The 17,104-nt window shown below is 31.4% G+C and carries 15 protein-coding genes; 11 read left to right on the forward strand and 4 right to left on the reverse strand.

Annotated elements, in window-relative coordinates; all coding sequences use genetic code 11:
- Positions 1 to 3: 3 nt before the first annotated feature.
- From K6T82_RS06635 to K6T82_RS06660, 6 genes are all read left to right on the forward strand, one after another.
- The gene (locus K6T82_RS06635; RefSeq protein WP_223705149.1) at positions 4 to 747 is read left to right on the forward strand and encodes an RDD family protein; all 744 of its coding nucleotides are present in this window, start codon (positions 4 to 6) and stop codon (positions 745 to 747) included.
- A 99-nt stretch (positions 748 to 846) separates the two neighbouring features.
- Positions 847 to 1,692 carry a hypothetical protein gene (locus tag K6T82_RS06640; protein WP_223705150.1) on the forward strand — a complete coding sequence of 282 codons (846 nt, stop codon included), beginning with the start codon at positions 847 to 849 and terminating at the stop codon, positions 1,690 to 1,692.
- A gap of 85 nt (positions 1,693 to 1,777) precedes the next feature.
- On the forward strand, positions 1,778 to 2,380 hold the full coding sequence (locus tag K6T82_RS06645; RefSeq protein WP_223705151.1) for a trimeric intracellular cation channel family protein: 603 nt from the start codon (positions 1,778 to 1,780) through the stop codon (positions 2,378 to 2,380).
- 8 nt (positions 2,381 to 2,388) lie between these two features.
- Positions 2,389 to 3,330 carry a GNAT family N-acetyltransferase gene (locus K6T82_RS06650; protein WP_223705152.1) on the forward strand — a complete coding sequence of 314 codons (942 nt, stop codon included), beginning with the start codon at positions 2,389 to 2,391 and terminating at the stop codon, positions 3,328 to 3,330.
- Entirely contained in the window at positions 3,327 to 4,430 is a 1,104-nt protein-coding gene (locus K6T82_RS06655) for a DegT/DnrJ/EryC1/StrS family aminotransferase (protein WP_223705153.1), read from the forward strand. The genes K6T82_RS06650 and K6T82_RS06655 overlap by 4 nt, the downstream gene beginning before the upstream one ends.
- Entirely contained in the window at positions 4,427 to 5,701 is a 1,275-nt protein-coding gene (locus K6T82_RS06660; protein WP_223705154.1) for an O-antigen translocase, read from the forward strand. Before K6T82_RS06655 ends, K6T82_RS06660 begins: the two co-directional genes overlap by 4 nt.
- Here K6T82_RS06660 and K6T82_RS06665 read toward each other — a convergent pair.
- A complete protein-coding gene (locus K6T82_RS06665; protein WP_223705155.1) occupies positions 5,698 to 6,834 on the reverse strand; it encodes a glycosyltransferase in 1,137 nt (378 codons plus the stop codon). The genes K6T82_RS06660 and K6T82_RS06665 overlap by 4 nt on opposite strands.
- A gap of 44 nt (positions 6,835 to 6,878) precedes the next feature.
- Here K6T82_RS06665 and K6T82_RS06670 point away from each other — a divergent pair, with 44 nt between their 5' ends.
- Positions 6,879 to 7,961, forward strand: a complete 1,083-nt coding sequence (locus K6T82_RS06670; protein WP_223705156.1) for a glycosyltransferase — start codon at positions 6,879 to 6,881, stop codon at positions 7,959 to 7,961.
- A complete protein-coding gene (locus K6T82_RS06675) occupies positions 7,961 to 8,368 on the forward strand; it encodes a sugar 3,4-ketoisomerase (protein ID WP_223705157.1) in 408 nt (135 codons plus the stop codon). The genes K6T82_RS06670 and K6T82_RS06675 overlap by 1 nt, the downstream gene beginning before the upstream one ends.
- Here the strand turns inward: K6T82_RS06675 and K6T82_RS06680 are convergent.
- The 3 genes from K6T82_RS06680 to K6T82_RS06690 are packed head-to-tail and all read right to left on the reverse strand — an operon-like array spanning position 8,351 to position 10,851.
- On the reverse strand, positions 8,351 to 9,280 hold the full coding sequence (locus tag K6T82_RS06680; RefSeq protein WP_223705158.1) for a glycosyltransferase family 2 protein: 930 nt from the start codon (positions 9,278 to 9,280) through the stop codon (positions 8,351 to 8,353). The two genes, K6T82_RS06675 and K6T82_RS06680, sit on opposite strands and share 18 nt — an antisense overlap.
- Positions 9,281 to 10,168: a glycosyltransferase family 2 protein gene (locus K6T82_RS06685; RefSeq protein WP_223705159.1), complete on the reverse strand. Its 888-nt coding sequence runs from the start codon at positions 10,166 to 10,168 to the stop codon at positions 9,281 to 9,283. It abuts the gene before it with no gap.
- The gene (locus K6T82_RS06690) at positions 10,168 to 10,851 is read right to left on the reverse strand and encodes a cell division ATP-binding protein FtsE (protein WP_223705160.1); all 684 of its coding nucleotides are present in this window, start codon (positions 10,849 to 10,851) and stop codon (positions 10,168 to 10,170) included. Before K6T82_RS06690 ends, K6T82_RS06685 begins: the two co-directional genes overlap by 1 nt.
- A gap of 311 nt (positions 10,852 to 11,162) precedes the next feature.
- Between K6T82_RS06690 and K6T82_RS06695 the strand changes: the two genes are divergently transcribed.
- The 3 genes from K6T82_RS06695 to K6T82_RS06705 all read left to right on the forward strand — a co-directional run bounded on the left by K6T82_RS06695 (position 11,163) and on the right by K6T82_RS06705 (position 17,047).
- Positions 11,163 to 14,177 (forward strand): tetratricopeptide repeat protein, encoded by a 3,015-nt coding sequence (locus tag K6T82_RS06695; RefSeq protein WP_223705161.1) that lies wholly within the window; start codon positions 11,163 to 11,165, stop codon positions 14,175 to 14,177.
- 102 nt (positions 14,178 to 14,279) lie between these two features.
- Positions 14,280 to 15,146, forward strand: a complete 867-nt coding sequence (locus tag K6T82_RS06700; RefSeq protein WP_223705162.1) for a PhzF family phenazine biosynthesis protein — start codon at positions 14,280 to 14,282, stop codon at positions 15,144 to 15,146.
- A 146-nt stretch (positions 15,147 to 15,292) separates the two neighbouring features.
- The gene (locus K6T82_RS06705) at positions 15,293 to 17,047 is read left to right on the forward strand and encodes a TonB-dependent receptor (protein ID WP_223705163.1); all 1,755 of its coding nucleotides are present in this window, start codon (positions 15,293 to 15,295) and stop codon (positions 17,045 to 17,047) included.
- Positions 17,048 to 17,104 lie beyond the last annotated feature (57 nt).

The raw sequence follows: 17,104 nt of genomic DNA on the forward strand, positions 1-17,104 counted from the left end.
AATATGTCAGAATTATCTATTAATACGACACAAAATGTTAAAATAAATTTTATTGCCGCTAGTGTAGGCGAGCGATTGGGTGCATTATTTATCGATTTGTTCATAATGATCTGTTACGCTACTGCAATTTCTATCATTGTTTTTAACTGGTTAAAACTAGGAATATTGATGGATAATCTAGATGAATGGTCGAGACGTTCTATTTTATTAATTTTATATTCACCTCTTATTGTCTATTCTTTAGTACTCGAAAGTGTTTTTGAAGGACAGTCACTTGGCAAAAAAATCGTTAAGATTAAAGTAGTCAAAATTGATGGATATCAGGCAAGTTTCGCGGACTATGTGGTGAGATGGTTTTTTAGAGTAATAGATTTTTTTAGCCTGTTTGGTCTTCCAGGTTTGATTGCTGTGATTACGAGTAAAAATGCACAGCGTTTAGGCGATATGGCGGCAGGAACGGCAGTAATTACCTTAAAAAATAAAATCAATATCAGTCATACAATTTTAGAAGAAATAGACGAATCTTATGTGCCGACTTATCCTTTGGTAATCAAGCTTTCAGATAATGATATGCGTATTATTAAAGAAACTTTCAAAAAAGCTGAAGCTAAAAATGATCACGAAGTCATTTATAAATTGATGGCAAAAATTGAAAGTGTGACCGGTATTAAAAATCAATCGGGTAATCACAGCGATTTTATTCGAGTTATTTTAAAAGATTATAATTTCTATACACAGCATATGTAATCTTTTTTTTAAGGTTTTGAAAATGTTTATCGGGCTTTAATGATAATTTTTTATATTTAACTGATTATTAATTAGTGAATTAATTTAAAAAAAAAGATCATGAAAATCCTGAAGCCATTCTGTACCGCATTAATGTTGTTTATTGCTTTTTTTAGTTTCGCTCAAGGCGGAAAAAAATTGGATAAAATTATAAAAAGGGATTATCAGATTATTGAATGTACCATTTCTAAAATGTCTGATAGTACAGTAGAATATTCACTTCCTGGAGAAACGCTTCAAATTTCGATTGATGTTTCAAAAATTGCAAGAATTGATTTCGCAAGCGGAAGATCACAGACTTTTGATGTGTCTGCAAATAATACTGTTGCAGCTTCAAATCAGGTTATTAGCGCACAAGATATAAAACCTAATACCATTGCGGTACTTCCGGTTCCTTATGTCAATTCTGATAATCAGGAAGCTTCTGAAGATATGGCTAAATTTGCGCAAAACGATTTGTACAATAAGTTATTAGATAAGTCTTCAAACATATTTCCTTTAACCGTTCAGGATTTGCGAACTACAAATAGTTTACTGCACAAAGCAGGCATCGATTATAAGAATATTGATGAAACACCAATTGATGATCTCGAAAAAATATTGGGAGTTGACAATATCGTTGCTGCAAAAGTTTCTTATACAATTGGTACAACATCGACAGCAACAACTTACAATAGTGGAAACGCAAAAGTAAGCGATAACAATAAAAAAGTAACTACAAACGACGTTTCAACAACAACGGCAAATAATCAGAGTTACTACTATTACACCGTTTATTTTGATATGTATAAAAATAAAGACAAGATCTACTCTCAAACCCGTAAACCATTTTTAGCAGTAAAAGACAGTTGGATGGAATCTGTTTCTTATTTGTTGAAGAGAAGTCCGATTTATACAAAGAAATAGCAAATGTTAACCTTTTAAATTGTTAAGATTATTCCTGACAACTTTGTAACTTTGGCCCTTTGCATCTTTGTAACTAAAAAGAAAAATGTTTCATTTACTAGATATTATTGGGACAATGGCTTTTGCTATGTCAGGCGCATTAACGGCAATGCATAAAAAACTGGATCCGTTTGGTGTTTTTATTATTGCATTTGTAACGGCTGTAGGCGGAGGAACACTTCGCGATGTTCTTATTGGGCGAACTCCAGTAGGTTGGATGCGTGATATGCAATATGTTTACGTCATAATTTTAGGATTTTTTTTGGCTATTATTTTTAGAAAACGATTCGACAAACTTCGAACTTCCTTGTTTTTATTTGATACCATCGGACTGGGGGTTTTTACCTTAATTGGTCTGGAAAGAGGACTTTTAACGGGGCTTCATCCTGCAATCTGTATTGCTTTAGGTACCATGACAGCATGTTTTGGAGGCGTAATTCGGGATATTTTATGTAACGAAATTCCAAACGTTTTTAGAGAAGAAATTTACGCAACAATTTGTATTTTGGGCGGAATCGTATTTTTTGGTTTAAGAAAATTAAATCTAGATGATGATGTTTTATATTTGGTAACTTCACTTGTTATTATAGTAATACGTTTAATGGCAGTTAAATACAAATGGCATTTAAAAGCATTTGATCATAAATAATTCGAAGAATGTTTAACATTAGACTATACCAGCAAAACGATTATTCCATCTGGAACGATTTTATCGCACAGGCAAAAAATGCAACTTTTTTGTTTCATCGTGATTTTATCGAATATCATAAAGATCGTTTTGAAGATTTTTCACTTTTAATTTTTGAAGACGATAAATTGCGAGCTGTTCTTCCCGCAAATAAAAAAGAAAATGTTATATATTCTCATCAAGGCTTAACGTATGGAGGTTTGGTATTTTTATCAAAATTAAAAGCAGAAAAAGTCAAATCAGTTTTGGATGAAATTTTGCTTTTTTTGAAAGAAAATCAAATTACTACCTTTTATTATAAACCAATTCCTGATTTTTATTTAACAGAAGGCAATAAAGAAATGGAATTTTTTCTACTAAAAAAAGGTGCCGTTTTAGAACAAAAAGAAATGAACCTGGCCATTAATTTGTCGACAACTTTGAAGATTTCTAAAAGTAAAATGAAACACTTCAGAAGAATTGAAAACCTAGATTTAGATATTATAGAAGAACAAGATTTCGAGCCATTTTGGGAAAAAGTTTTAGAACCAAGATTATTAGATAAATTTGATGTAAAACCTGTTCATACCAAAGAAGAAATAAAACTTTTACAATCTAAATTCCCTAAAAACATCAAACAATATTCTGCCTATAGAAATGACGAAATTATTGCCGGAATAACGATTTTTGAAACCAAAAATGTCATCAAATCGCAATATGGAGCAACTTCTAAAGCGGGAGAAGAATTTAGAGCGTTAGATTTTTTATTCATTAATCTGATTCATAAATACAAACGAAAAGGAAAGCATTTTTTTGATATGGGAATTGTCAATTCTGATACCGAAGATTATAATTCCGGACTTTTAAAACAAAAAGAAGAATTAGGCTGTACTGTTTACAATCAGGATTTTTATAAAATTGACATTAAATGATTTCCTTTTTAGATCTAAAAAAAATAAACGAACCGTATGAAACTGCTTTTCAGGAAAAACTGAAATTGGTTTTAACGAACGGCTGGTATATTTTAGGAAAAGAAGTAGAAACATTTGAAAAAGCATTTGCAGAATATTGCAATACAAAACATTGTATCGGAGTCGGAAACGGTTTTGATGCTTTAGTTTTGATTTTTAAAGGATATATTGAACTTGGAAAACTCAAAAAAGGTGACGAAGTTATCGTTCCGGCAAACACCTATATCGCGAGTATTTTAGCCATTTTACAAGCCGATTTAATTCCAGTTTTGGTAGAACCAAAATTAGAAACCTACAATATCGATCCCGATTTAATTCAGGAAAAAATCACTGCAAAAACAAAAGCCATTTTAGTCGTTCATTTATATGGACAAATGTGCGAAATGGATAAAATCAGTGAAATTGCGAAAAAAAATAATCTGATCGTTGTAGAAGACGCAGCACAATCTCACGGAGCAATTAACAATCAACAATTAACAATTAACAATTTAAATTCGGCAATCGCTTACAGTTTTTATCCAGGAAAAAATTTGGGTTGTTTAGGTGACGGCGGAGCAATAACAACAAACGATTCGGAATTGGCAAAAGTGCTTTTTTCACTTCGAAATTATGGTTCTGAAAAGAAATATCACAATGAATATATTGGCGTAAATTCAAGATTAGACGAATTGCAAGCAGGTTTCTTAAATTTAAAATTACCTAATTTGGATTCTGACAATGAAAAAAGAAGAAAGATTGCAAAACGTTATTTAGAAGAAATTAAAAACGACAAAATTATTCTGCCGTTCTGGGATATTTCAAATAATCATGTTTTTCATTTATTCGTTATTCGAACAGAAAATAGAGATAAATTGCAGGAATATTTAACTCAAAATAATATTCAAACTGTGATTCATTATCCGATTCCACCGCATAAACAAAACGCTTTTTCAGAGTGGAATGCACTTTCATTTCCAATTACAGAAAAAATTCATAATGAAGTTTTAAGTTTGCCGATAAGTCCGGTTTTAACGGATACAGAAATTGATTTTATTATCGAAATTTTAAACCAATACAATTGAATTTCTACAAAAAAATAATTCAGACAAGCCTGTTTAAAATTACTTCTTTAAACAGTTTTAGTGTTGTTTTAAAAATCGGAATTGGTTTAATTACGTCAAAAATATTGGCGATTTTCGTTGGTCCAAGCGGAATGGCGTTGGTTGGAAATCTACGTAATTTCCTGACTTCATTGGAGAATATTTCAACATTAGGATTTCAAAACGGAATTGTAAAGTATGCCGCCGAAAATGATAAAAACAAAGGCGAACTTCAGAAAATAGTATCGACCGTTTTTATTAGTTTGGCGACCATAGCAATTCTTTTAAGCGCAATATTATTTTTTAGGGCTTCTTTTTGGAATGAAAAAATATTTGGAAATACGACCGAATATCTAATAGTTTTTAAAGTGCTGGCCTTAGTTTTACCAACTTACGGACTTTCTATTTTTTTAATTGCTGTAATCAATGGTTTAGGAAGGTTTAAAAAAGTAATCTGGATCAATATCATTGGAAATGTCATAGGTTTGCTAACTTCTATTTTTCTGATTTTACAATTTAAAACTGTTGGAGCTTTATTGGCAATTGTTCTCGCTCCGGCTTTACTGTTTTGCATTACTTTTTATTTGGTACAGAAAGAGATTCAGTTTCTTCAAATCATCAAATTCAGTTTGTTTGACTTTAAAATTATAAAAAACCTTTCGTCCTATTCTTTGATGGTTTTGGTTTCTTCGGTTTTTGGACCATTTGTTTTTATGGCTATTCGAAATCATATTATTCAGAATTTAGGGATCGAACAAGCTGGGTATTGGGAAACCATGACGCGAATTTCTACTTATTATTTACTGTTTATCAGTACGATTCTGAGTGTTTATTTCTTGCCGAAATTATCAAAAGCCCAAAATAATTCAGAAACAAAAAGCATCTTTTGGCAGTATTATAAATTTATTTTGCCCGTTTTTGTTTTAGGTCTAACGATTCTTTATTTCACAAGATTTTTTATCACCGAATTACTGTTTACAAAAGAATTTCTGCCTGTAACCGATTTGTTTTTCTGGCAGTTTTTGGGAGATGTTTTTAAAGTCTGTGCGCTGATTTTAGGCTATCAGTTCTTTGCAAAAAAAATGACTTCTGCCTTTATAATAGCCGAATTGTTTTCGCTTTCTATTTTATATTTTGCCAGTTTGTATTTTGTGAAACTGTTTAATATTGAGGGCGTTGTAATAGCTTACGCTTTTGATAATTTCGTTTATCTGTTGGTTTTGGCGATTTATTTTAGAAAGTACTTATTTTAGTTTTCCGTCCACTTCTGGATATATTTTTCTGCAATTTTGATATAATTATGATTTTCCTCAATAAAAGCTCGAGCACGTTTTCCGATTGCAGTAATTTCTTCAGGATTTTCAATTAAAAAAGACAATTCTTTTACGAGATAATTTACATCAGGAATCGCATTAATGCAGACTTTTTCAGAAAGATTATAATATGCTGAAAATTCATTTTCGGCGCCAGTAAAAACGACTTTTCCTTTTGCCATGGCTTCCAAAGCATTATAACCTTGATCATAAGCATAAACCATATCTAATAAAATATGAGAGCTGTTGTACAAATTGATGTATTCAGAATAAGGAACGCTTCGAACCGTAATAATTTCAACTTTTGAACCGTATTTTGCTTCAATTATTTCTAAAGCTTTTTCAAAGTAATCATTTCCTTTTTTAAGATAATTATCATTGTTGATGCCATGAAAAATGATGATTTTATCTGTGATTTTTAGTGGGGCAAAAGCTAATTTTTCAATATTTATTGGATTCGGAATTAAACCTAAATATTTTTTATTTCCTTGAAGCGGAAGATGATAATCAAAATCGGTGGCAATTATCCCGCGACAATTTTTATAAATAAATTGATGCAACTTGAAGAAAGTTTTTTCTCGAAATTTTAAAACATTTCCAAAAGACATTTTGTCAATTTTATGATTTAAATAGAGAGGAAATACAGACTTAAAATCAGGATTTTCAAAGCAATATTTCACATTCAAATAATCGTAACCACAACTCAGTAAGAATAATTTTTTGTTGTTTTTTAAAAGATGCGAGATGATTTTTTTTTCGAAATAAGGTTGGCACTCAAAACTATTTTCGTTAATCAGTTGCACCACATCAAAACCAGAAGAGTGATTTTTGTATTTTAGAAATTGGCGATACGTTAAATAAGAACTGATATCGAATCCTGAAATTTTATATATACCTACTTTGATTTTTTTGAGTAAACCCGAATCCCATTTTTTTTGAATAGGAAAATCAACAGGAAAATTTTTAAAACCGTCTTTCAGACCAATTATAGAAACTTCATGTCCTAAAGCCTTTAGACCATCTTGTAACGAATTGTGTAAATGGCTGTATTCGCCTACCAATAAAACTTTCATTTATATGTATATTTGACAAATATATTTACTTTTTTTGTCAAAACATGAATAAAAAGAAAGTTGCAATTGTTTCACATTCCTTAGGTATAGGAGGAGCAGAGCGTTTTGCTGCTTTACTGACTTTTATCTTAGAAGATTCGGGTTTTGAGGTTCATTCTATAATTGTAAATAATGCAGTTGATTATTCGTATACAGGTTCTTTATTCAACTTAGAAACAGAAAGTTCGAATTCTTTTTCTTTCTATAAAAAAATAAAAAAAGGCGTTTTACTGCGTCGTTATTTAACTCAAAATAATATAGAAATTGTTATTGACAGTCGATCGAGAAATATATTGCTAAGAGAATTAATTACGAAGTTGATTTACCGTAATTTAAAAATCTATTATATCGTTCATAGCTACAATTTTCAGATTTATTTCCCTTCTTCAAAGTTTTTCTCCAAACTACTTTACAAAAATGTAAAAGCTTTGATCTGCGTTTCAAAAGCGATTGAAGAGAAAGTAAAACGTCAATATGCGCTAAAAAACGTAATTACGATTTACAACCCCTTTTATCTCCTTGAAGAAGAATTAAAAAAAGAAACTTTAGAAAAGAAAAAAGTGATTTTGTTTTTTGGAAGATTCGAAGAAAAAGTGAAAAATTTTACGTTAATGTTAGAGGCTTTTTCGCAATCAAAAATATACGAGAAAGGGTATCTTCTACATTTGATGGGAACAGGAAATGATATCGTTTTCATACAGCAAAAAATTAAGGATTTAAATCTGAATGATTTTGTTGTAGTTCTTCCTTTCAAACAAAACCCTTTTGATGAAGTTCGAGCAGCAAAATTTACCATTTTGACAAGTAATTTTGAAGGTTTTCCATTATCAATTATAGAATCTTTAGCTTTAGGAACGCCAGTAATTGCAGTTGATTGTAATTCTGGGCCAAGAGAAATAATCCAGAATGAATTTAATGGTTTGTTAGTCGAAAATCACAATCCGAAGGCTTTTGCAGAAGCGATGAATCGATTTGCAGATAACGATGAATTGTATCATTTTTGTAGAATGAATACTGTTGAGAGTGTAAAACATTTGTCGCTAAAAAATATCTCAGAACAATGGAAGAATCTTCTAACACATCAATAATGAGTACTATTTCAGAAGTTCGATTGATCGAAATTCCAAAAATCCAAGATCGAAGAGGAAATCTTTCCGTCATTGAAGGAGAAACCATTCCGTTTGTTTCACAAAGGGTATATTATTTGTACGATGTACCAAGCGGAAGTAAAAGAGGTGGACACGCGCATATTGAGCAGCAAGAGTTTTTAATTGCTTTAAGCGGTAGTTTTGACGTGATTTTAAAAGACGGAAAAAATACAAAAACAATAACCTTAAACAAACCAAATATAGGTTTGTTAATCGTTTCAGGAATTTGGCGTGAGCTTAAAAACTTTTCTTCCGGAAGCGTTTGTTTGGTTTTGTCATCTGGTGAATTTAGTGAAGAAGATTATATTCGAGAATACAAGAGTTTTAGGTTATTTAAAGACCGATGAACCAATTCCTAAGTTTGTCAAAAAGGTTTTTAAAGGAATTAAAAGATGTAGGACAAATGAAGGTAGACACAATAAAGTTCTTTTTTTCCATCCTAAGTTTTTTAAGTCAATAGCATTTAAGTATTGATGAAAAAGTGCTTTTTCTCCCACTAATTTGCATTTTATGGCAGAAGAAAATCGATTCAAATCTAAGTATCTTTTTAGATTTAAATTTGTTTTTTCTGCTTCTTCAAATTTCGAAAAATTCATTTTTTCTTTAATGAATTTACTGTTGTTCGAAAGACTTTTTGGGTCATAAACATATCTTGCCAATATTTTCCACGAAAAAACAACCGGATAAGTCAATCCGATTCTGATCCATAAATCGGTGTCTTCACCAATTTTAATTTTTGAGTCGAAATTTCCAATTAATGCAAAAACAGATTGATGAAAAACAGAACAAGAAGTCCAAAGAACTGCTTCTTTTAAACTGGATTTGAAATAATTAACAATTTCAAAATCTTCATTTGTTTTAGAAATGGAATATTGTGCAGGAATTATTTTTTTGGAAGTTTGTACTTCAATTGCTGCAGAAAAAACTTTGTGATCAGGAACTTTAGAAATAAGCTCAAACATCGTTTCTAAAAATGTTGGATACCAGAAATCATCTGCATCGAGAAACGTTATAAATTCTGTCGTTGCTTTTTCGATTCCGTAATTTCTTGCACTTGAAACGCCTTCATTTTTTTTACTGAAATATTGAATCCGTGAATCTTTAAACTGCAGAATCTTTTCCTCGCTTTTGTCTGTAGATCCATCATTTACTACAATAATTTCAAAATCCTGAAAAGTTTGATCGAGAACGCTTTGCATCGTGTTTTCGATAAAATTTTCTTTATTGTATAATGGAATTATGATAGAAAAGAATGCCATCTATTTTGTCTTTAGAAAACAAAAATAACCTAATTTATAAATGTCAAACAAAAAAAGAGATGGTTTTTCTGAAAGTAAATTCCGTTCGATTTTTGATTCTGACTTTCTAAAAATAAAAGAAAAAACAGAAAGCAATCGAACTGTTTTCAAAAGCTCAAAAGAGGCAATAATTCTGCTTTCGTTTACTGAAATTTTATTTTGAGTATTTAAAAAGGCCAGATTTTCTAATGCCGTTTTTGTTTTGTTTAAAAAAGCAATTGAAGTTTCTAAATTCAAATGAAAAACTGGATTTTCGATATGCTCAATTTTAATTTCATTTGATTTTAAAACAGCGAAAAAAAGCAAATCTTCATAACCATATCTTGTTAAGTTTTCATCAAAGGGAAAACGGATAAGAATTTCTTTTTTGACTAATAAATTGGAAGCCAAAGCGAAATCTGAACCGTTTTTAATGCGTTCAGACAAGTCTAAAGCTTCTCTTTCTTTGCCGTAAATCCATCGTAAAAGCAATTTTTTTGCAGGTTTTTGATTTTCATATAATAATCCTCCAAAAATTACATTGGTGTTTTTTTCTATTTCAGAAATATAATTCGAAATAAATTCATTCTGCGCAGGAATTACATCTGCATCCAAGAAAAGCAAATTTTGATAAGTTGCTTTTTTAGCGAGTAAATTTCGAATGGCACTTCTTCCGATATTTTTTTCTAAAACAGTAAAAGAACAATTTTGAAATTGATCAATTTTTTGATTTTCTTCTTTAAAAAGAATTGAGGCATCGTCGTAACAAAGAATTTCAAAGTTAATTCCACAGTCATTACATTGCTTTACAAGTTCGCTCACAAGCGGTAAAACATTATAATTATAAACCGGAATTAAAATGGAAAGCATTACACGCTTTTTTGCACCACTTCGAAGATTCTCTGATCTTCGCACTTCAATGTTTTAGAAGGGAATTTCATCAATAAAGCATAATCGTGAGTTGCCATAATGACTGTTTTACCTGCGGCATTAATCGCCTTTAAAACTTCTAAAACTTCAGAACTTGTTTGTGGGTCAAGGTTTCCAGTTGGTTCATCTGCTAAAATGAACTCAGGATCATTAAGAAGCGCTCTTGCAATTGCAACACGTTGCTGTTCTCCTCCAGAAAGTTGGTGAGGCATTTTGTTTAAGAAGTCTTTCATTCCAACTTTATCCAAAACTTCATCAATTTTGTGTTGCATCGCTTCTTTTTCAGTCCATCCTGTAGCTCTTAAAACAAAAAGCATATTGTCTTTAATAGAACGATCTGGAAGCAGTTTAAAGTCTTGAAATACGATTCCAATTTTACGTCTTAAATACGGAATGTCGTTTTCTTTTAAAGTTGCCAAATCAAACTCAACGATATGTCCTTCGCCTTCAACTAATGGTAAATCAGCGTATAAAGTTTTTAAGAAACTACTTTTTCCAGAACCTGTTTTCCCGATGATGTAAATAAATTCACCATGGTTGACATCTAAATTAATGTGAGAAATAATTTTTCTTCCTTCTTGATATATAGTGACTTCTTTAAGAGACAGTACGTTTTGTGACATAATAAAATTGGTTTGAATGGTAAAAGTAATAAGATAACGTTTGGATTCAAAATAAATTTGAAAAATTCAATGATATAAGTGATACTAAGTTTGTCTTAAGGAATTTTAAAGCGAATTTTTCTGCTCCTAAATACGTTATATGACTTGTATGGTTTAAAATTATTAATTTTTGGAAAGTTTGAGAACCAATAATTTGAAGTTTATTAAACCGAAAAATCACACTAATTTGATAATTTGTTCATAATAAAACCTCGAAACGTTTCGTTATAAACCGTATAAAATGATAAATTTGAATACTAAATATTTTGAAAATGCGTAAACTTTCCTGGTTCTTTTTATTCCAAATTATCCTTATTTCGACCACGATTTCGGCACAAAAATCAGCTATATATACTTACGATTTAAAGGATTTTGACAAAGCACTGGCTTTATATAATGACAAACAATATGCTTCGGCACAACTTATTTTTGAAAAGGTAAAAAGTGAAGCAAAGACAGAGGTAATCGAGTCAGATTGTGCTTATTATATTGCCAATTGCGCGATAAGAACCAACAAAGCAAATGCCGATGCTTTGGTAGAAAAATTCGTTAGCGACTATCCAACGAGTACCAAACAAAATCAGGCATACATAGAAGCGGCCCAATATTTTTTTGAACAAGGAAATTATCCAAAAGCTTTGCAATGGTTTGATAAAGTAGATGAAAGTTATATGAGCAAATCAGAATCTGATAAGTTCAATTTCATGAAAGGTTACAGTTATTTCAATGCTAAAAAGAAAAAAGAAGCGACCAATTATTTTAATAAAGTGGTGAATTCTAAAGAATATGGTTCTCAGGCCAAATATTATTTAGGATTTATGGCTTATGAAGGCGACGATTATAAAGAAGCAACCAAATATTTTGACGAAGTTTCTGGAGAAGAAAAATACAAAGAAAAGCTTTCGTATTATCAAGCTGATATGAATTTCAAATTAGGGAATTTTCAAAAAGCAATTGATTTAGGTCAGGTGGCAATGGGAAAATCAAACGAAATTGAAAAATCGGAACTGAATAAAATTATTGGAGAAAGTTATTTCAATTTAAAACAATACGGAAAAGCTATTCCTTATTTGGAACAATACGCAGGTAAAAAAGGAAAGTGGAACAACACCGATTTTTATCAATTAGGTTATGCGTATTACGAACAGAAAAACTACGAAAAAGCGATTTCTCAATTCAATAAAATTATTGAAGGAAAAGATTTTGTGGCGCAAAACGCTTATTATCATTTAGGTTTAAGTTATCTGAATATTGGTAAAAAACAAGAAGCTTTAAACGCTTTTAAAAATGCTTCAGAAATGGATTTCAATGCGCAGATTCAGGAAGATGCAGCTTTGAATTATGCCAAATTAAGTTATGATATCGGAAATGCTTATCAGGCTGTTCCAGGGATTTTGTTGGATTTCCTTAAAAAATATCCAAACAATTCAAATCGTGCAGAAGTAGAGAAATTATTGGTTGACTCTTATATTTCTTCTAAAAACTACAAAGAAGCATTGGTTTTATTAGAAAAGAACAGAACAGCAGAAAATAAAGCCGCGTACCAAAAAGTACTTTTCTATCGTGGATTAGAATTGTACAACGAATCGAATTATCAGGAAGCAGGTAAGATGTTCAAAAGCGCTATCAGCGAACAAAAAACACCTGAATTTACAGCTCGTGCCACTTTCTGGAAAGCTGAAACAGAATATCTAAACGACGATATGCAAAACGCTTTGCTGACTTATAAGCAATTTGCAGGAATGGCCGCAGCAAAATCTACAGACGAATATAAAAACATCAATTACAATATCGGTTATACGTATTTCAAACTAAAGGAATATGATCAGGCAGCGAATTCTTTTCAGGCTCAGATTGATAATGCTCCGTCTGATAAAGTCCGTTTAAACGATTCTTATCTACGTTTGGGAGATTGTCGTTTTGTAACTTCAAAATACAGTGCAGCAAATGAAGCTTATGGAAAAGCAATCGCAGCAAAAGGCGTTGATGCAGATTATGCGCAATTCCAAAGAGCACTTTCTTATGGATTTATGTCAAATAATGCTAAGAAAGCAGACGAGTTGAACAACTTTATTCAGATGTATAAAAAATCATCGTATCGTGACGATGCTTTATTTGAATTAGGAAATACTTATGTTGCAGAAAAGAAAAATGAACAAGCTATTAAGGCTTACGATCAACTGATTACAGAATTTAAAGATGGTTCTTTTACTTCTAAAGCAATTTTGAAACAAGGTCTGATTTATTATAATTCTGATCGTGATCAGCAAGCATTAACAAAATTCAAAAAAGTAGCGGCCGAATTCCCGAAAACTCCAGAAGCATTAGAAGCAGTTGCAACAGCAAGACTTATCTATGTTGATTCTGGAAAAGTAGATGAATATGCAACTTGGGTTAGAACTTTAGCTTTCGTTGAAGTTACAGATGCAGAGTTGGATAATGATACTTATGACGCAGCATTTAAACAATACAGTCAAAATAATTCTAAACAAGCCATTACTGGTTTTGCAGGTTATATTGCTAAGTTCCCGAACGGAATGCATGCTTTGGAATCTAATTTCTATTTAGCGCAATTGACTTACGCAGATGGTTCTGAGACAAAATCTATTGCAAATTATCAATTTGTAGTTGATCAGCCGAGAAATGAATTTACGGAGCAAGCTTTAAACAGACTTGCTCAGATTTATCTAAAAGCAAAAGACTGCGATAAAGCGATTCCGGTTTTAGTGCGATTAGGAAGCGAAGCTGATTATCCTCAAAACAAAAACTTTGCACAAGCCAATTTGATGAAATGTTATTATGACAAGAAAGATTATGATAATTCGGTGATTGCAGCAGACAAAGTTTTAGAAAATCCAAAGGCAGACGCCGGAGTAAAAGCCGATGCACAGATTATTGTTGCGCGTGCTGCAATGCAGACTGGAGACGAAGATAAGGCGAAAGCTGCTTACGCAAAACTTTCTGCCACTTCTAAAGGAGAATTAGCAGCAGAAGCGTTGTATTATGATGCTTATTTTAAAACTAAAGAAGGAAAATACGATGCTTCAAATACTGCGGTTCAGAAATTAGCGAAAAGCTATTCTGCTTACAAATATTACGGAGCAAAAGGTTTGGTTTTAATGGCGAAAAACTTCTACGGATTAAAAGATAGTTATCAGGCAACTTATATTTTAGATAACGTAATCAACAATTTTACAGATTATCCGGATGTTGTTGAAGAAGCGAAAAAAGAATTAAGTGCTATAAAATCTGAAGAGTCAAAAACAAATTCGTCAATTAACCGATAAGAATATAGAAAATAGAATTTAGAACATAGATAGCGAGCGTAAAGTTTGGAAAGTCTATTCTCTATTTTCTTTGTTCTATTCTCTAAAAGAAAAAAGAAAGAAATGAATTTACCTTTTTATATAGTTGATGTTTTTGCTGATAAAAAATATGCCGGAAATCAGCTCGCGGTTTTTTTAGAGGCTGAAAATTTAAGTCCGTTAGAAATGCAGCAGATTGCCCGCGAAATTAATTTTGCAGAAAGCACATTTGTTACTAAACTGGATAAAGAAAATAATAAAGCGGAGATTAAAATTTTTACTCCGGCTCATGAAATGCAGTTTGCGGGACATCCGATAATTGGAACTTCGTGGGTTTTGATGAATAAGGTTTTTGATAATTCACCAAGTGAAATTAAACTAAATGTTCCAATAGGACCAATTGCAATTCACAAAGAAGAAGAGCTAATTTGGTTAAAAGCAGCTCAACCTAAATTTTGGGATGTTTTTTCGAAAGAAGATTTTACATTATTCAGTAATTTGAAAGTTAGTGATTTTGAAAATCAATACCTGATTCAGGAAGTTTCTACAGGAAGCGCTTTTGTGATTGTGCCATTGAATAGTAAAAGAGCCTTAGAAAATTTAGTTTTAGATAAAGACAAAACAGACGAATGGCTGAAAAGAAATTGTAAAACCAGTCACAGAGGTTTATATTTTTATTGCATTGAAGATTCAAAAATCATAAGTAGAATGTTGTGTATAGAACACAATCAATTGGTTGAAGACGCCGCTACAGGAAGTGCCAGTACTTGTTTGCAAGCTTTTCTTTTAAAATATCATTCACCAGAAATCGAAATGATAAATTATCAGGGAGATTATATCAACCGACCGTCGCAAATTTATTTCAAAGGAAAATTAAGCAACGATGAGTTTGATATTAAAATTGGAGGAAAAGCTCAGTTTGTTGCGAAAGGCGAGTGGGAAGCTAATTGATTTTAGATTTTAGAATGTAGATTTTAGATTTAAGAAAAAAGAATATAGAATATAGAGAATAGAACAAAGAGTTTGAGTAAAAGAATTGAGATATAGCAAAGTCTATATTCTATGATCTTTTCTCTACACTCTCAAATAAAAGAAATATGAAATTAAACTGCCGACATAAAATCATCATTTTGTTAGTATTATTTGCTGCTCAGTTTTCGTTTGCGCAGGTAAAGAAAAACGAAAGTATCGGAACTGAAACAGTAAACGTAGTTAAACCTTATTCGCCAACTATTTCGGATGCTTTTAAAGTGAAAGAAACTCCTTCGCTGGACGATAGCGGTAATCAGCCGAAAGAAGTAATTAAGTATAGTATTTTGTCTGTTCCGGTAGCTTCAACTTTTACGCCTTCAAAAGGGAAAGCAGAAGGTGTTGAAAAAGCTAAAAAAGAAAGGCTGTTTAATAATTATGCTACTTTAGGACTTGGAAATTACAGTACTTTAAATGCTGAATTGTTCGTTAATCAGGATTTAGGAAATAATGATTATGTAGCTGGAATGTTTCGTCATCATTCTTCGCAAGGCGGAATTAAAGATGTGGAACTAAATGATGAATTTTACGATACAGCAATTAATATCGGATATGGACAAAACAACAGAGATGCTGCCTGGAATGTGGATTTGGGATATCAAAATCAAATCTATAATTGGTACGGACTTCCATCAGATTTTGGTTCTACAATTCCTGACCAACGTTATAATTTAATAAATAGTATTAATCCAGATCACTCTTATAATACAATTTGGTTGGGAGGAAATGCTGAGTTTACAGAGAGTATTTTTAGTAAACTTTCAGCAAAATTCACTCATTTTTCAGATAGCTATTCTTCTTCAGAAAACAGATTTTTTGTAAAGCCGACTTTTACAGTAGATATAATGGATCAGGCAATTAAAACAAACGTAATTGTAGATCATGTAAACGGTTCTTTTAAGAATAATTATTTACAAGATAATACGGAAGCTTTAAAATATAGTTTTACAAATGTTGGAATTGAACCAAGTTTCGTAATTAATGAAAATGACTGGACATTAGAATTAGGAGCCGGAGTTTTCTATAGTGCGGATTCAGAAAATAGTGGGAACAAATTTTATTTATATCCAAAAGTAAATGCTTCCTATAAATTGGTGGGCGATTTGATGATTTTTTATACAGGAGTAAATGGAGGTTTAAATCAGAATTCTTATGCTGATTTTGTAACCGAAAATCCGTTTTTATCTCCGACTTTAAATATGCGCCCTTCAAGCACACAATATAATGTGTTTGCTGGTTTGAAAGGAAAATTGGCTAATAATGTGAGTTACAATTTGACAGGTTCTTATCTTAATGAAAAAGATAAAGCATTATTTAAAGCGAATGATTACACAGAAGTGATCACGAATGAGGACTATGCGTTTGGAAACTCATTTGGAGTGGTCTATGAAGATATTAGAACTTTACGTTTTTATGCAGAACTAAAGGCCGATTTCTCTCAAAATGTAACTTTCGGAATCAACGGAACATTTAATAGTTATAATACAGATAACGTTGTTGAAGCATGGAATTTACCTTCAATGAAATTAAGTTCAACTTTAGACGTTAATATTACTAAGCAATGGTACGCAGGATTAAATGTGTTTTATGTTGGTGAAAGAAAAGATATGCAGGTGAATTCGGCAATTACAACCAATTCTGCTCCGATAACTTTAAAAAGTTATTTTGATGCCAATGCACATTTAGGATATAAATTCAGTGAGCGTTTGACGTTTTTCTTGAAATTGAACAATATTGGAAATCAAGCTTATGAAAAATGGTTAAATTATCCTGTTCAGGGATTCCAAGTTTTAGGAGGTGCCAATTACAAATTTGATTTTTAGTACGATTGAATCATAAGTACCAAGGCACTAAAACATTTTAAATGAATGTGCCTTTTT

Origin of the sequence: Flavobacterium potami, assembly GCF_020026915.1 — a bacterium.
Classification (GTDB): domain Bacteria; phylum Bacteroidota; class Bacteroidia; order Flavobacteriales; family Flavobacteriaceae; genus Flavobacterium; species Flavobacterium potami.

Bases quoted from the DNA above. Each gene is read 5' to 3' on its own strand.
- K6T82_RS06670 (WP_223705156.1), top strand. From the start codon at position 6,879: ATGAATAAAAAGAAAGTTGCAATTGTTTCACATTCCTTAGGTATAGGA.
- K6T82_RS06690 (WP_223705160.1), bottom strand. From the start codon at position 10,851: ATGTCACAAAACGTACTGTCTCTTAAAGAAGTCACTATATATCAAGAA.
- K6T82_RS06680 (WP_223705158.1), bottom strand. From the start codon at position 9,280: ATGGCATTCTTTTCTATCATAATTCCATTATACAATAAAGAAAATTTT.
- K6T82_RS06655 (WP_223705153.1), top strand. From the start codon at position 3,327: ATGATTTCCTTTTTAGATCTAAAAAAAATAAACGAACCGTATGAAACT.
- K6T82_RS06645 (WP_223705151.1), top strand. From the start codon at position 1,778: ATGTTTCATTTACTAGATATTATTGGGACAATGGCTTTTGCTATGTCA.
- K6T82_RS06665 (WP_223705155.1), bottom strand. From the start codon at position 6,834: ATGAAAGTTTTATTGGTAGGCGAATACAGCCATTTACACAATTCGTTA.
- K6T82_RS06640 (WP_223705150.1), top strand. From the start codon at position 847: ATGAAAATCCTGAAGCCATTCTGTACCGCATTAATGTTGTTTATTGCT.
- K6T82_RS06700 (WP_223705162.1), top strand. From the start codon at position 14,280: ATGAATTTACCTTTTTATATAGTTGATGTTTTTGCTGATAAAAAATAT.
- K6T82_RS06635 (WP_223705149.1), top strand. From the start codon at position 4: ATGTCAGAATTATCTATTAATACGACACAAAATGTTAAAATAAATTTT.
- K6T82_RS06650 (WP_223705152.1), top strand. From the start codon at position 2,389: ATGTTTAACATTAGACTATACCAGCAAAACGATTATTCCATCTGGAAC.
- K6T82_RS06685 (WP_223705159.1), bottom strand. From the start codon at position 10,168: ATGCTTTCCATTTTAATTCCGGTTTATAATTATAATGTTTTACCGCTT.
- K6T82_RS06705 (WP_223705163.1), top strand. From the start codon at position 15,293: ATGAAATTAAACTGCCGACATAAAATCATCATTTTGTTAGTATTATTT.
- K6T82_RS06695 (WP_223705161.1), top strand. From the start codon at position 11,163: ATGCGTAAACTTTCCTGGTTCTTTTTATTCCAAATTATCCTTATTTCG.
- K6T82_RS06675 (WP_223705157.1), top strand. From the start codon at position 7,961: ATGAGTACTATTTCAGAAGTTCGATTGATCGAAATTCCAAAAATCCAA.